We start from the raw sequence: 12,822 nt of genomic DNA on the forward strand, positions 1-12,822 counted from the left end.
GTCAATCCATCGCCGCATGCGCCACCGATGCATCGGGCGCCTTGTGCGACGGCCGGATCAACAGCAAGAGCGGAATCACCAGCAGCGTTGCCATGAACATCAGCTTGAAGTCGTTCAGATACGCGACCATCGACGCCTGCTGCGTGATCGACGCGTTGAGCGCCGCGATGTCGTAGTTCGAGCCGCTGCCGAGCATCGGCTGGATCGCCGGATTGAACGCGGTGATGTTCGCCGCGAGGTCCGCGTGCGAGATCTGCGTGTTGCGCGTCATCAGCGTCTGCACGATCGAGATGCCGATACTGCTGCCGATGTTGCGCATCAGGCTGTAGGTCGCGGTGCCGTCGGCGCGCAGTTCCGGCGAGAGCGTCGAGAACGTCAGCGCGGAGAGCGGCACGAACACGAGGCCGAGCCCGAAGCCCTGGATCACGCCGGGCCACACGATGTCCGATGCCGACAGCACGATCGTGTACTGCATCATCTGCCAGAGCGCGAACGCCGAGATCAGGAAGCCCGAGAGCAGCAGAAGCCGCGCATCGACGCGCTTGAGCAGGCGCCCCGCGATCAGCATCGCGACCATCGTGCCGGCGCCGCTCGGCGCCGTGACGAGGCCCGTGGTCGCGACCGGATAGCCCATCAGGTTTTGCAGCATCGGCGGCAGCAGCGCGCGCGTCGCATACATGACCGCGCCGATCACGAAGATGAAGAACGTGCCGGTCGCGAAGTTCGGGTCCTTCAGCAACTGGTACTTGAAGAACGAATGCTTGCCGACTGTCGCCGTGTGCACGAGAAAGAACGCGAAGCTGATTGCCGCGACGAGCGCCTCGATCACGATCTCGGTCGACGAAAACCAGTCGAGCTGTTCGCCGCGATCGAGCATGGCCTGCAAGGCACCGATCGCGAGACCGAGCGTGATGAAGCCGAACGCGTCGAACTTCACGTCGTGCTTCGGCTCGCGCGTCGGCAGGAAGGTCGCGACGCCGAACAGTGCGAACGCGCCGATCGGCACGTTGATGAAGAACACCCAGCGCCAGTTGTAGCTGTCGGTGAGCCAGCCGCCGAGCGTCGGACCGAGAATCGGCCCGACCATCACGCCCATGCCCCACACGGCCATCGCCTGGCCCTGCTTTTCGCGCGGGTTGATGTCGAGCAGGATCGATTGCGAGAGCGGCACGAGCGAGGCGCCGAAAACGCCTTGCAGCAGACGCGACAGCACGATTTGCGGCAGCGTTTCCGACAGCCCGCATAGCGCCGAACTGACGGTGAAGCCGGCGATCGCGATCAGCAGCAGGCGCTTCACGCTGAGCCGGTCCGAGAGCCAGCCGGTCAGCGGCGTGGCGATCGCGGCGGCGACGATGTAGGACGTCAGCACCCACGTGATCTCGTCCTGCGACGCGGACAGCGTGCCTTGCATATGCGGCAGCGCCACGTTGGCGATCGTGCTGTCGAGCGTCTGGATCAGCGTCGCGAGCATGATCGAGATCGTGATCATCGGCCGGTTGAGCGGCGCGGTGGCGCTCGCCGGCGTGGAAGCTGAGGACATGAAAGAGGGGGCCGGTCGATATAATAAGCATGCTTATTATATCGGCGGAACGGGTTTGCGCTATCGGGAGTTGTGCTGAGCCTGGCGCGCTCGCGTGCGTGCCGGCGCGCGGCAAACCGGGGGGCTTCCGTATAATCCGCGCATGAAAACCCAACTCGAAGAGCGCTTCGGCTTTCTGATTTCCGACGTCGGCCGCCTCGCGGGCAAGCGTTTCGACGACCTCGCGAAATCGTCGGTCGATCTCACGCGCGCGCAGTGTCGTGTGCTGGCCTATCTCGGCCACTACGGCGACATCAACCAGGCGCGGCTCGCGGACCTGCTCGAAGTCGCGCCGATCTCGGCCGGCCGTCTGCTCGACCGGATGGAAGAGGGCGGCTGGATCGAGCGGAGCGCGAATCCGCAGGATCGCCGCGAGCGCCAGGTGCGCATGACGCCGAAAGCCGAGGGCACGCTCGGCAAGGCGCGCAAGGTCGGCGACGAGGTCGCGCTCGAAGCGCTCAACGGTTTCAGCGATGCAGAGGCGGCGCAACTGATTGCGCTGTTGCAGCGGGTGCGCGGCAATCTGAGCCGGATCGTCGATCGCTGAGCTCACCCCGCCATTGCATCACCGGCGTTATTTCGACTCGGAAGCCGGTGCGGCGCCGCCCGGCGGCACCAGTTCGTAACAGGCCGGCGTCTCGGCCTGCCTGGTTTTTGCATCGGACTGCTGCGGGTCGATGCATTTGAACGCGCTCTGATCGCGCTGCACGAAGATCGTGTCGGCCGGGCCGCCGTTGCCGCGCGTGTCGTTGACGACCGCGGCGATCCTGTAGCCGTCCTGCAGCAGCGTCGCGAGCGTCATGGGGCTCGCGCGCCACTGGCTGTCGGCCGGCGTCTGCGCCCGGGCAGCGAGCGTTGCGCCGGCGCAGACGAGCGCGAGGGAAGCCGCGGTAGCGGCAAGCGCGGCGGTGCGAAACGTCATCAGGGAACCTCCTCGAAGTTGCGATTCTGCAAGGAAGCCTGCAAGCTCCTGGAACCCGGACGCGCGGTGCTTTGGCATCGCCGGGGAAAACTTGTCAGGCTTGCGCGAGCTGCCATTCTCTCAAGAGTGGGCGTGCGCAACAAACCCGAGGGCGTTTCAGCGGCTCCTTTCCGCGATGTCATCGCTCGCTCATCCGTTGGGTTGCTCGCGATACCTAAGGATGCCTATCGATAACGGCAGGGGCGGCTCGAGCGCGCGGCTGCGATACTCTGCGATATCCCGCGCTGCCACGCGTTACCCTGCGTTACCCCTTTACGGCTTCGTGAAGCCGACCAGCTCGACATGCGTGGTCGTCGGCGCGGCGTGCGTCGCCTGGTCGGTGTAGTCCAGCTTCACGATGCGGCCGACCGCCGGCGCATACCAGTCCACTTCCCGGGTCTGGCCCTCGCCGCGGTTGCCCCCGCCGGCCGACCACGCAACCGATTGCTCGATCCTGAACGCCTGGAACGATCCGGCCGCCGTCTCGACAAGCTCGACGTCGACGACCTTCGACCGGCGCTGGCCGATGGCTTCCCAACTGCCTGTCTTGTAGGAGTAGGAACCCGACCAGGCATCCCCGACGTGCATGGGAAAGCGCAGCTTGCCGTCGCTCGGCTCGTAGCTCGTCGCGCCGAGTTTCACGATGTTGCCGTTCGCGTCGAGGACGGTGGCTCCCTGGTTGAGTTCGACGCGACCGGGCCCGACGTTCGACACCGCTTGCGTATAGGTCGAATTTTTGGACGGATCGAGAGCGTTCTCGTATTTGAAGGTCCACTTTTCGCCAACTACATAGGCGGGCGCATCGGCTTGCGATAACGGTGCGGGCTGTGCTGCCGGGGCGGGCAGGCTCGCGGCCTGCGGCGACGATTGGGCGAGGACCGGGCTCGCGGCGCAGGCCGCCGCGAGCGCGAACGCGGCAAAGCCGACCGATGAGGAGAGAGTTCGCGAGATCATGGGAATAAGCTCAATTCAAAATGAACTGTCGACCGGACGTCGTCTGCTTCGCCGCGCGCGCGAGGCCGGTTGCCGTCGCCGGGCTGGCGCTTTGCGTCGAGCTTTGCGGCGAGGCGGCCGCCGGGGCGCCGATCGGCGCGTTGTCGGTCGCCGCCGTCGTGAATTTCCAGCTCACCGAAAACGGCGTCGCCGCGAGCGAGGTGTTCGTCAGCGTGCCGGAGACCTTGGCCGTGTAGGTCATGCTGGTCGCCAGCTTCGCGGTCGGCACGCAGATCGCGAGGCGCGTCGCTTCCGCGTTGTTCGAGCTGTCGGTCTCGAGGCACGGCACGTTGTTGCCCGAGGCATCCGCGATGGTGAACGAGACGTTCGAGAACGCCGCGTTGTCGCCCCCCGAGAGCGTCACCGGGTAGCCGACCACGGTGTTTTCGAGTGCCGGCTGGGCGGCCACCGGGTTCGGGCTCTCGTTGGCGAACCAGCCTGTATCGACGCCCGTCATGCCGTTGTACGGCCAGGCGACCAGTTGGCCCTCGCCGATGACCTGCTTGTAGTCGGCGAAATCGACCGTCAGCGTGGAGAGCTGCGAGGTGCTCGCGGCGTTGGCGACGCCCGCGCCGGCGTGGACCGAGTCGAAAAGCATGGTCGCGCGGTGGAAGGGGGCGTCGAACAACGCTTCGATCGCTTCGGTCGAGTTCAGGAACGGACCGGAGAAACCGGCCGTGACTTCGCCGACGGAGTTGGTCGAGTAGAAGAGGTTCACCCGGTCGCTCGGCGAGTAGCCGGTGTAGCCGGCTTGGCCGGCCGTTTCGTAGTGGCCGATGACGTTGTTGTCCTGTTCCCACAGCGAATGGTTGGCCGCAGCCTGGGCGACGCCGGATTGGGCGCTCAACGCGGGGAGTCCGACCTGCGCCCGCTTGTTGTTGACGAAGGCGAGCGCGTCGGTCGCCGTGTCGCCGCTTGCCGCAAACGGGCCGGCTGCCGCGGTGCCGGGCGCGGCAAGCAGCGAGACGCTCGGCGGCGAGATCGATGGCGCGGGGTTCGTGTCGCCGGTCGAACTACTACTGCTGCTGCCCCCGCCGCCGCATGCCGCCAGGATCATGGCCCCCGTTGCAGCTCCCAAAACTGTTTTTTTCATTGCTGGTCCGTTGTGATGAGCGAGTCGTCTCGCGTGTATCTGCGACGCAATGATTGCCTGGCGAGCGGTCTTTCACCTCGCGATTCGTCCGCGATTTCTTTGCGATTCGTCCGGGCGGGCGGCCAGCGTGCGGGAGCCGCTGGAAAATGGCGCGAGACGAAATCAATCGCCCTGCGCCGGGATAAAATCGGCCCCACGTAAAGTAAAAAAATTCGACTACGGGGTTGGGGAATGCCGGGGCCGTTTCTGAAATTTGACAGCCGAAGCGTGGGGGCGGGCGACGCGGAGGAAATCTGGCGCGAGAGCTTGCGCCCGCTCTACGAGGTGTGGCGGTGCAGGGAGGCGCGGTTTCGGGCGAAGATCGAAGTGTGGGATCTGGGCTCGATGCTGATGACCCGCCACTTTGCCTTCGACGACGTCCAGTTCCGCCGCACGCGCGGAAAAATTGCCTCGACGCCGGCCGAGCAGTGTCTTGTTCATTGCCTGCTCGGGGGCGAACTGGCTTCCGAGTTCGATGGCGGCCAGCAGCGCGTGCCGGTCGGCTCGGTCGCTTTGCGCGACCTGGCGATCGAGAACGTGGGTTTTGCGCGCAGCGCGCCGATGCTGACGTTGAGCGTGCCGCGCGCGTCGCTGGAGCGGAGGCTGCCGCTCGGCGCGCCCTTGCACGCGGTCGGATGGGAGGCCAATGATCCGATCGGCGGGATGGTCACCGCGCATATCCAGTCTCTGGGGCGTCTGGTTAACCGCATGACGCAGGAGCAGGCGAGGCTGGCCGGGGAGGCGACGCTGAGCTTGCTGGCCTCGTGTCTCTTGCCGAAGGCGAAGCCGGGCGCCCGTCGAGGCGACCCGCGGCTCGCGCCGATGCTGCGGGCGCAGGCGCTATCGCACATCGAGCGCAATCTGTCCGATCCCGGACTCGACGCCGCCGCGGTGGCCGCCGCTGTCGGAATCTCGCGGACGGCGCTCTACGAACTGTTCGCAGCCTCGGGCGGGGTCGCCCGCCATGTGCGCGCGCGCCGGCTGGACGAGGCGATGCGTCGCCTGCGCATGCCCGGTGTCCCGCGGGAGCGGGTGGCCGAGATCGCGTATGGCCTGGGTTTTTCTGCGGAATCCGTTTTCAGCCGCGCCTTCAAGGAGCGGTTCGGCTGCGCGCCTTCCGAGGCCCGCGAGGCGGCCGAAGCGCCGGTTGCGAGGTCGAGCGGCGGTACGCAAAGCATTGGCGCGGCTTATGAAGCGAAGGTGCAGAGTTTGCCTGTTTGAGCGGCTGGATGGAGTGAGTTGTGGTGGGCGCTAGTCGAGGGCGAAGTAGGTCTGGGTTGATGAAGCGTCGGTGATGCGCTGTGTGTCGGGCTGATCGGCGTGCCGTGTCAGAGCGGATTTGCCTTCGACCTGGCTGTTAGGCGAACACTCTGCCACCGTGATCTGTCGTATCGCCTTCGCGAATAAAAGCGCTCATTGCAAGCTGACGAAGTTTCGGTTGGGCTTCACTTTAACCGATTCGTATGATGATATCGAAGCGGTCGGCTGAAAACGAAGAGATTGAAGCGGAGACATGCGTCAATTCTTCGGCCAGCGCGTTGCGCGCCTCGGTAGCCAGCGTACCGGTCGGGTAATGAACATGGATCAGAGGCACGGCGGTCCGCTCCTTCGATAGAAACAGGTCGTAACAACATAAGCGTGTAAGCCGGCCTTGGGACAAAGACGTCGGCCAGATGCGGCGCATCCGCCAATTTATAAAGCTCGCTGTTGATGAAACTCGTCGGTGTCCGGCATTCTGGCTTAGATGCCTTGACCGCCCGACACTTCGATGCGCTGTGCGTTGACCCAGCGGTTGTCCTCGGACAAGAGGCTGGCGATCATCGGCCCGATGTCGTTAGGCACACCGACGCGACCCAAAGCCGTCATGTCCGCGAAGAACTTGTTGAATTCCGGGGTATCACGCACGGCGCCGTTGAAGAAATCAGTCTCGATCGCGCCCGGCGCCACCGCATTGACCGAGATTTTGCGGCGACCCAGTTCCTTGGCCATATATACGGTCAGTACCTCAATTGCACCCTTGACCGAGGCATAAGCCGACCAGCCTTCGGCAGACATTCGGGTCAGACCAGTGGACAGGTTCACAATGCGCCCCCCGTCAGCGAGCAGGGGCAGCAGCTTCTGCGTGAGGAAGAACACGCCCTTGAAGTGCACATTGACCAGTTTGTCGAACGCGTCCTCGCTCATCTCGGCAATCGGCGCCACGTCGCCATGTCCGGCGTTGTTGACGAGATGGTCGAAGCTATCGCGCTGCCAGGTCTGGTGCAACGCGGTCCTCAGCCGTTCTGCGAAGGCCGCGAAAGTGGTGGCGTCGTCGGCGTCCAGTTGAAGGGCTACCGCCTTGCGACCGAGCTTCTCGATCTCGGCGACCACGGCCTTGGCTTCTGCTTCGCGACTGTGATAGGTAATGATGACGTCGCCGCCCCGACTGGCGATGGCCAGGGCGGTATTGCGGCCGAGGCCGCGGCTGGAACCCGTGACGACAGAAATCCTGCTCATGAACGACTCCTTGGTAACGTATAAGAAGGCGTTCATTTTGTCGCGCGGAACGTGGATTACCTTTGCCTGAATCGCCGAGTTCTTGGCCTTTTCCTCCGAAGGTGGATTTCGCGCCGCCTGAAACGCGCTAGGATGCCGAGGTAAAAAACGCTCGTAGCACGACGATATGAACGACACCCTGCTCGACGCGGTGCGCCGCTACGCGAGTGCCTATACTGGCCCGACAGGCGTGGCCCAAACTCCCATCCCGGCCCTGACCACCATCCGGGCGACCCAGCCGAGCGGGATCGACTATGCGATTTCCCGGCCGCTGGCCTGCCTGGTGTTGCATGGAGGCAAGCGGGTCACGATGGGTACGAAAACGTTCGACTTCAGCGCCGGCGATTCGCTGCTGATTACGGCCGACGTGCCGACGGTAAGCCAGGTCACGCGCGCCAGCGCCGCCGAGCCGTACTTCTCGCTGGTGCTGGATCTGGATCTGACGGCTATCGCCGAACTTGCCGTGGAGATGAAACTGGGGCCCGCGGCCCAAGGGTCGCCCGTGCGGGTTGAGCCATCCGACTCAGAGGTGGCCGATGCAGCGCTGCGCCTGATGCGGCTGATCGAACGCCCCGCGGCGCTGCCCGTTCTGCAGGCCCAGCTCGTGCGGGAAATGCACTACTGGCTGCTGGTCGGAAAACACGGCGCCGCGATCCGTCACTTGGGCTGGCCGGAGAGCCACACCCAGCGCGTGGCACGTGCTGTCGCCCTGCTGCGCAGCGAGTTCGCGCAGCCGCTGCCGATTGAGCGGCTGGCGTCCGAGGCCCGCATGAGTCCATCGTCGTTCTACCAGCATTTCCGGGCGGCGACCTCGTTGTCCCCGTTGCAATTCCAGAAGCAATTGCGCCTGATCGAAGCTCGCAGGCTGATGGCGTCGGAAGGTGTGTCGGCCAGCGGCGCGGCGTTTTCCGTGGGCTATGAAAGCGTCCAGCAATTCACGCGGGAATACCGGCGAATGTTCGGCCTACCTCCGAGCAGAGACGTCGATGCCATCAAGGATGCTACCAGCACCGTTGCTGCGGGAAGGTCTGCAGAAGCTATTCTCGGAGCGCGCCTTTTACCACTTGAACCGAATCAGTCGTGAGAATCCGCTGACAGCCGGCCGGCGCTTCCATGCTGCGTCGGCGCCCAAAACCGGCGCAAGCCTATCCTGCTGTAAGGACTTTCGCTGTATGTCAACTACGGTTTATGGGCCGTGGATGACCGTCTCCGTTTGTGTTTTGATGCACATGGGTTACGCAATCTATTTGCGTTTTCAACTCCCCGGATACGCAGGGCTGCTGCGCGCGTAACACGTTGTTCTGCGCCGCTCACTGGCATCGTTCGCTTTCGATGCTTATTTTATTTGCGCGAGCTGCTACCTACAGCCTTCACAGGCGCGCACAGGATTTGCGCGAAGGAGTGAACCTCTGCGCACGATGTTTGCTTGGTATGGTGTACGACTTGATCTTTACCGGTCGCGTGATTTGCGATTCCTTTGCCGTGAGGCGGTAGATGCTGCGTGTGCGCTTAGCCGTAGAGGTAGCAGACTGCATCCCTGTAACCGGCCTTGTCACGCCGAAACTGCTGGCGCGGGCCACCATATCGAAGCCGCACGAGCGCTCCCAATTCCATCAGAGACGCAGCCTGCGCGGCGAGGATCAACCGCCGCGGAATGGGGCTGGCCAGCAGGATAGCCGGGGTTTGCTCCCGTTCGGTCTGACCTCCTGTTGCTATGACACATCGCAGCGTGGCGGGAACGACTCGGTACTACACGGTAGCCGCCGGCGCGCGATAGCATCCGCTCCCGGAAAATCGCTCGCATCTAAAACGTTTGGCTGCTTTAGATGCGTAATGCCCCTGTTCGGGCGCATTCCCGGCGTTCCAGAACAAAAAAGCCGCTGCTTCGTGGAAGCAGCGGCTTTTTCTTGCAACTGGTGGCGAATCAGGGACTCGAACCCCGGACCTGCGGATTATGATTCCGTCGCTCTAACCGACTGAGCTAATTCGCCGAAAGAAGCGAGATTATGCTGACGCAGCCGGAGGCTGTCAACCCCCGGCCCACAACTTTTTCAGACAGCGCGGACTGCTGCCTAAGCACGGCCGCCGGACACCCCCTCAATCCTTCGCATAAATATCCGAGTCCTTGGTCTCGCGCACGAACAGCATGCCGATCACGAAGGTGACCACCGCGATCACGATCGGATACCAGAGCCCCGAGTAGATGTTGCCCTTCGCCGCCACGATCGCGAACGCGGTCGCTGGGAGGAAGCCGCCGAACCAGCCGTTGCCGATGTGATACGGCAGCGACATCGACGTATAGCGGATGCGCGTCGGGAACATCTCCACCAGCATCGCCGCGATCGGCCCGTACACCATCGTCACGTAGATCACGAGGATCGTCAGGATCACGATGCTCATCGGCCAGTTGATCTGCGCGGGGTTGGCCTTCGGCGGATAGCCGGCGGCCTTCAGCGTCGCGGCGAGCGTCGTCTCGAACAGCTTGGTTTGCTCCTTCGCGTCGGGCGCGTGGCCGTCGAACGTGTTGACGACGGTGTCGCCCACGCGGATCTGCGCGATCGTGCCGGCCGGCGCCGCGACGTTGTCATAGTTCAGGCCGGCCCGCGAGAGCGCGCCCTTCGCGATGTCGCACGAGGTCACGAACTTCGCCGTGCCCACCGGGTTGAACTGGAACGAGCACTCGGCTGGATCGGCGATCACGACGATCGGCGACTTCGCCGTCGCCGCTTCGAGCGCCGGGTTCGTGTAGTGCGTGAGCGCCTTGAAGAGCGGGAAGTACGTCAGCGCGGCGATCAGCAGGCCGGCCATGATGATCGGCTTGCGGCCGATCCTGTCCGACAGCGAGCCGAAGAACAGGAAGAACGGCGTGCCGATCAGGAGCGCGAGCGCGATCATGATGTTGGCGCTGGTGCCGTCGACCTTCAGCGTCTGAGTGAGGAAGAACAGCGTGTAGAACTGGCCCGTGTACCAGACCACAGCCTGGCCGGCCGTCAAGCCGAGCAGCGCGAGAATCACGACCTTCAGGTTCTTCCACTGGCCGAACGCCTCGGAGAGCGGCGCCTTCGAGGTCTTGCCCTCGGCCTTGATGCGCTCGAACACCGGCGACTCGTGCAGTTGCAGGCGAATCCACACCGACACCGCGAGCAGCAGGATCGAGACGATGAACGGAATACGCCAGCCCCATGTGCCGAACGCGTCTTCGCCCATGAACGTGCGCACGCCGAGAATCACGAGCAGCGACAGGAACAGGCCGAGCGTGGCGGTGGTCTGGATCCACGCCGTGTAGAAGCCGCGCCGGTTCGCCGGTGCATGTTCGGCGACGTAGGTCGCGGCGCCGCCGTATTCGCCGCCGAGCGCGAGGCCCTGTAGCAGCCGCATCGCGATGAAGATCACCGGCGAAGCGATGCCGATCGACGTATAGCCGGGCAGGAAGCCGACGAGGAACGTCGACAGGCCCATGATGATGATCGTGACGAGGAACGTGTACTTGCGCCCGACCATGTCGCCGAGACGCCCGAACACGATCGCGCCGAACGGCCGCACCGCGAAGCCTGCCGCGAAGCTCAGCAGCGTGAAGATGAACCCTGCGGTCGGATTGACGCCGGAGAAAAAGCTCTTGCTGATGAAGGCCGCGAGCGAGCCGGCCAGGTAAAAATCGTACCACTCGAAAACCGTGCCCAGCGACGATGCGAAGATCACCCGCTTCTCATCGCGCGTCATCGGCACGTGCGAGATTTGCCCGCCAACGGTAGCCATAGGTCGTCTCCCATATTGATATGCACGCGGATCGCCGGCTCAGGCGTTCCCGTGCAACCGATTATTGGAGTGGAAACTTACGGCCTACTGACGCGGCGGCCGGGCAGGGGATGTCCCTGATAAATCGGCGAACGAACCGTCAACGTGCGTTCAATGTCGCACAAGACGCGCTTAATTGTGCCTAATTGTCGAGCGTGTATCTCAAAATTACGGATGGGCGATACCTGACGCCGGGCCGCGTTAGGGTAAGTCCCGCCCCCGCTCGGGCACCTGCAAGCTGATGCGCACGAGCGTTCCCGCGAGTCGCGGCGACTCCTGGTAGACGTTGTCGTCGATGGTCATCTCGCCGCCGTGCATCGCCGCGATCTCGCGCACGATCGCGAGCCCGAGGCCGCTGCCGTCGCCCTCGCGGCCGAGAATCCGGTAGAAGCGCTCGACCACGCGCGAGCGTTCGGCGGCCGGAATGCCGAGGCCGGTGTCCTCGACTTCGAGATGCACGAGCCGCGCGGCCGCGTCGTTGCGCACGCGCACGGTAATGCGCCCGCCCGCTGGCGTATAGCGGATCGCGTTGTCGATCAGGTTCGACAGCAGTTCGCGCAGCATCACCGGATTGCCGGCCACTTCGACCGGCTCGTCGGGCGCCTCGTAGCCAAGGTCCATCTCCTTGGCGAGCGCGGGCTGCACCCATTCGCGCACCGCGCTGCGCGCGAGTTCGCCGAGTTCGACCGGCGTGAAGATCTGTCCCGAGCGGCGGTTTTCCGCGCGTGCGAGCGCGAGCAATTGCGTGACGAGCCGCGCGGCGTGCTCGGAACTGGTCGCGATCTGTTCGAGCGAGCGATGCACCTCGGCCGACGCGTTCTGCCGCAGCGCCAGCTCGGCCTGGGTGCGCAGGCCGGCGAGCGGCGTTTTCATCTGATGCGCGGCGTCGGCGATGAAGCGCTTCTGCAGCTCCATGTTCTGTTCGAGGCGCGTGAGCAGATCGTTGAACGAGGTGACGAGCGGCTCGATTTCGGGTGGCGCGCGCTGCGCTTCGAGTGGCGACAGGTCGTCCGGGCGCCGCGCGCGGATGTGCGCCTGCAGCGCATGCAGTGGCGCGAGCCCGCGCGACAGGCCGAACCACACGAGCAGGATCGCGAGCGGCAGGATCACGAACTGCGGCAGGATCACGCCCTTGATGATGTCGTTGGCGAGCTGGCTGCGCTTGTCGAGCGTTTCGGCGACCTGCACGAGCACGGGCTGCGCGTCGCGCGTCTGCGGAAACTCAACGGTCGTGTAGGCGACGCGGATGTCGTTGCCGCGCAGCACGTCGTCGCGGAATTCGACGATGCCCGGTTGCGGCCGGTCTTCTTCGTGCGGCAGCGGCATGTCGCGCTCGCCCGCGACCAGTTCGCCGCGCGTGCCGAGCACCTGGTAGAACACGCTGTCGACGTTGTCCGCGCGCAGGAAATCGCGCGTCGAGTCGGGCAGCGACAGCTCCGCGACGCCGTTGACCGGATGGATCTGGCGCGCGAGCACGTAGGCGTCGGTTTCGAGCGCGCGGTCGAACGGGCCGTTCGCGATCGACTTGGCGACCAGATAGGTGACCGCGAGGCTCATCGGCCAGAGCAGCAGCAGCGGCGCGAGCATCCAGTCGAGAATTTCGCCGAACAGCGAGCGCGGGCGCGCCTCGGCGGCGGCTTCGGTTTCGTCGGGCGGGGCGAACGGGTTGGCGTAGCGCGCGTCGCGCGCCTCGTCGAGGTCCGCCGCGTGCGCCGGGGCACGGTCAGCGCGTGCGGACATCGCGGGCCTCTATTTGTAGTGGTGGCTCGCCGGCATCGCGGCCGATCCCGCCGATGCCGGCGAACTGGACGGGCCGGGCCCGGCGCG

11 protein-coding genes and 1 tRNA gene are annotated in these 12,822 nt (G+C 64.6%); 3 read left to right on the plus strand and 9 right to left on the minus strand.

The genetic code is table 11. From position 1 onward, the window contains the following. Nucleotide 1: 1 nt before the first annotated feature. Nucleotides 2-1,540, minus strand: a complete 1,539-nt coding sequence (locus F3J20_RS25600; protein ID WP_167040673.1) for a DHA2 family efflux MFS transporter permease subunit — start codon at nt 1,538-1,540, stop codon at nt 2-4. Nucleotides 1,541-1,682: 142 nt separating this feature from the next. Here F3J20_RS25600 and F3J20_RS25605 point away from each other — a divergent pair, with 142 nt between their 5' ends. After that, nucleotides 1,683-2,126 carry a MarR family transcriptional regulator gene (locus F3J20_RS25605; protein ID WP_167040676.1) on the plus strand — a complete coding sequence of 148 codons (444 nt, stop codon included), beginning with the start codon at nt 1,683-1,685 and terminating at the stop codon, nt 2,124-2,126. A 27-nt stretch (nt 2,127-2,153) separates the two neighbouring features. Here F3J20_RS25605 and F3J20_RS25610 read toward each other — a convergent pair whose 3' ends face one another. The 3 genes from F3J20_RS25610 to F3J20_RS25620 all read right to left on the minus strand — a co-directional run bounded on the left by F3J20_RS25610 (nt 2,154) and on the right by F3J20_RS25620 (nt 4,590). Continuing rightward, the gene (locus tag F3J20_RS25610; RefSeq protein ID WP_167040679.1) at nt 2,154-2,501 is read right to left on the minus strand and encodes a hypothetical protein; all 348 of its coding nucleotides are present in this window, start codon (nt 2,499-2,501) and stop codon (nt 2,154-2,156) included. A 312-nt stretch (nt 2,502-2,813) separates the two neighbouring features. Further along, a complete protein-coding gene (locus tag F3J20_RS25615) occupies nt 2,814-3,494 on the minus strand; it encodes a hypothetical protein (RefSeq protein WP_167284965.1) in 681 nt (226 codons plus the stop codon). A gap of 10 nt (nt 3,495-3,504) precedes the next feature. Then, nucleotides 3,505-4,590 (minus strand): CAP domain-containing protein, encoded by a 1,086-nt coding sequence (locus tag F3J20_RS25620; RefSeq protein ID WP_240162904.1) that lies wholly within the window; start codon nt 4,588-4,590, stop codon nt 3,505-3,507. Nucleotides 4,591-4,857: 267 nt separating this feature from the next. On the opposite strand from F3J20_RS25620, the gene F3J20_RS25625 reads away from it, so the two are divergent. After that, a complete protein-coding gene (locus tag F3J20_RS25625; RefSeq protein WP_167284968.1) occupies nt 4,858-5,886 on the plus strand; it encodes a helix-turn-helix domain-containing protein in 1,029 nt (342 codons plus the stop codon). Nucleotides 5,887-6,115: 229 nt separating this feature from the next. Here the strand turns inward: F3J20_RS25625 and F3J20_RS25630 are convergent, their stop codons facing one another. Further along, nucleotides 6,116-6,259, minus strand: coding sequence for a hypothetical protein (locus F3J20_RS25630; protein ID WP_167284970.1), 144 nt, complete (start codon nt 6,257-6,259; stop codon nt 6,116-6,118). Between the two features lie 146 nt (nt 6,260-6,405). Continuing rightward, entirely contained in the window at nt 6,406-7,161 is a 756-nt protein-coding gene (locus F3J20_RS25635; protein ID WP_167284971.1) for an SDR family oxidoreductase, read from the minus strand. A gap of 166 nt (nt 7,162-7,327) precedes the next feature. Here F3J20_RS25635 and F3J20_RS25640 point away from each other — a divergent pair, with 166 nt between their 5' ends. Next, a complete protein-coding gene (locus F3J20_RS25640) occupies nt 7,328-8,284 on the plus strand; it encodes an AraC family transcriptional regulator (RefSeq protein WP_167040715.1) in 957 nt (318 codons plus the stop codon). A gap of 830 nt (nt 8,285-9,114) precedes the next feature. Here the strand turns inward: F3J20_RS25640 and F3J20_RS25645 are convergent. The 3 genes from F3J20_RS25645 to F3J20_RS25655 form a co-directional block, all read right to left on the minus strand. Further along, nucleotides 9,115-9,191: transfer RNA gene (locus F3J20_RS25645), tRNA-Met, on the minus strand. Nucleotides 9,192-9,297: 106 nt separating this feature from the next. Next, nucleotides 9,298-10,956, minus strand: a complete 1,659-nt coding sequence (locus tag F3J20_RS25650) for an MFS transporter (protein ID WP_167284973.1) — start codon at nt 10,954-10,956, stop codon at nt 9,298-9,300. Between the two features lie 240 nt (nt 10,957-11,196). After that, the gene (locus tag F3J20_RS25655) at nt 11,197-12,735 is read right to left on the minus strand and encodes a sensor histidine kinase (protein ID WP_167040770.1); all 1,539 of its coding nucleotides are present in this window, start codon (nt 12,733-12,735) and stop codon (nt 11,197-11,199) included. Nucleotides 12,736-12,822: the final 87 nt, after the last annotated feature.

The organism is Paraburkholderia sp. Cy-641 (genome assembly GCF_011752945.1).
Lineage (GTDB): Bacteria > Pseudomonadota > Gammaproteobacteria > Burkholderiales > Burkholderiaceae > Paraburkholderia.

Bases quoted from the DNA above. Each gene is read 5' to 3' on its own strand.
- F3J20_RS25650 (WP_167284973.1), bottom strand. From the start codon at position 10,956: ATGGCTACCGTTGGCGGGCAAATCTCGCACGTGCCGATGACGCGCGAT.
- F3J20_RS25605 (WP_167040676.1), top strand. From the start codon at position 1,683: ATGAAAACCCAACTCGAAGAGCGCTTCGGCTTTCTGATTTCCGACGTC.
- F3J20_RS25625 (WP_167284968.1), top strand. From the start codon at position 4,858: ATGCCGGGGCCGTTTCTGAAATTTGACAGCCGAAGCGTGGGGGCGGGC.
- F3J20_RS25635 (WP_167284971.1), bottom strand. From the start codon at position 7,161: ATGAGCAGGATTTCTGTCGTCACGGGTTCCAGCCGCGGCCTCGGCCGC.
- F3J20_RS25600 (WP_167040673.1), bottom strand. From the start codon at position 1,540: ATGTCCTCAGCTTCCACGCCGGCGAGCGCCACCGCGCCGCTCAACCGG.
- F3J20_RS25655 (WP_167040770.1), bottom strand. From the start codon at position 12,735: ATGTCCGCACGCGCTGACCGTGCCCCGGCGCACGCGGCGGACCTCGAC.
- F3J20_RS25640 (WP_167040715.1), top strand. From the start codon at position 7,328: ATGAACGACACCCTGCTCGACGCGGTGCGCCGCTACGCGAGTGCCTAT.
- F3J20_RS25610 (WP_167040679.1), bottom strand. From the start codon at position 2,501: ATGACGTTTCGCACCGCCGCGCTTGCCGCTACCGCGGCTTCCCTCGCG.
- F3J20_RS25615 (WP_167284965.1), bottom strand. From the start codon at position 3,494: ATGATCTCGCGAACTCTCTCCTCATCGGTCGGCTTTGCCGCGTTCGCG.
- F3J20_RS25620 (WP_240162904.1), bottom strand. From the start codon at position 4,590: ATGATCCTGGCGGCATGCGGCGGCGGGGGCAGCAGCAGTAGTAGTTCG.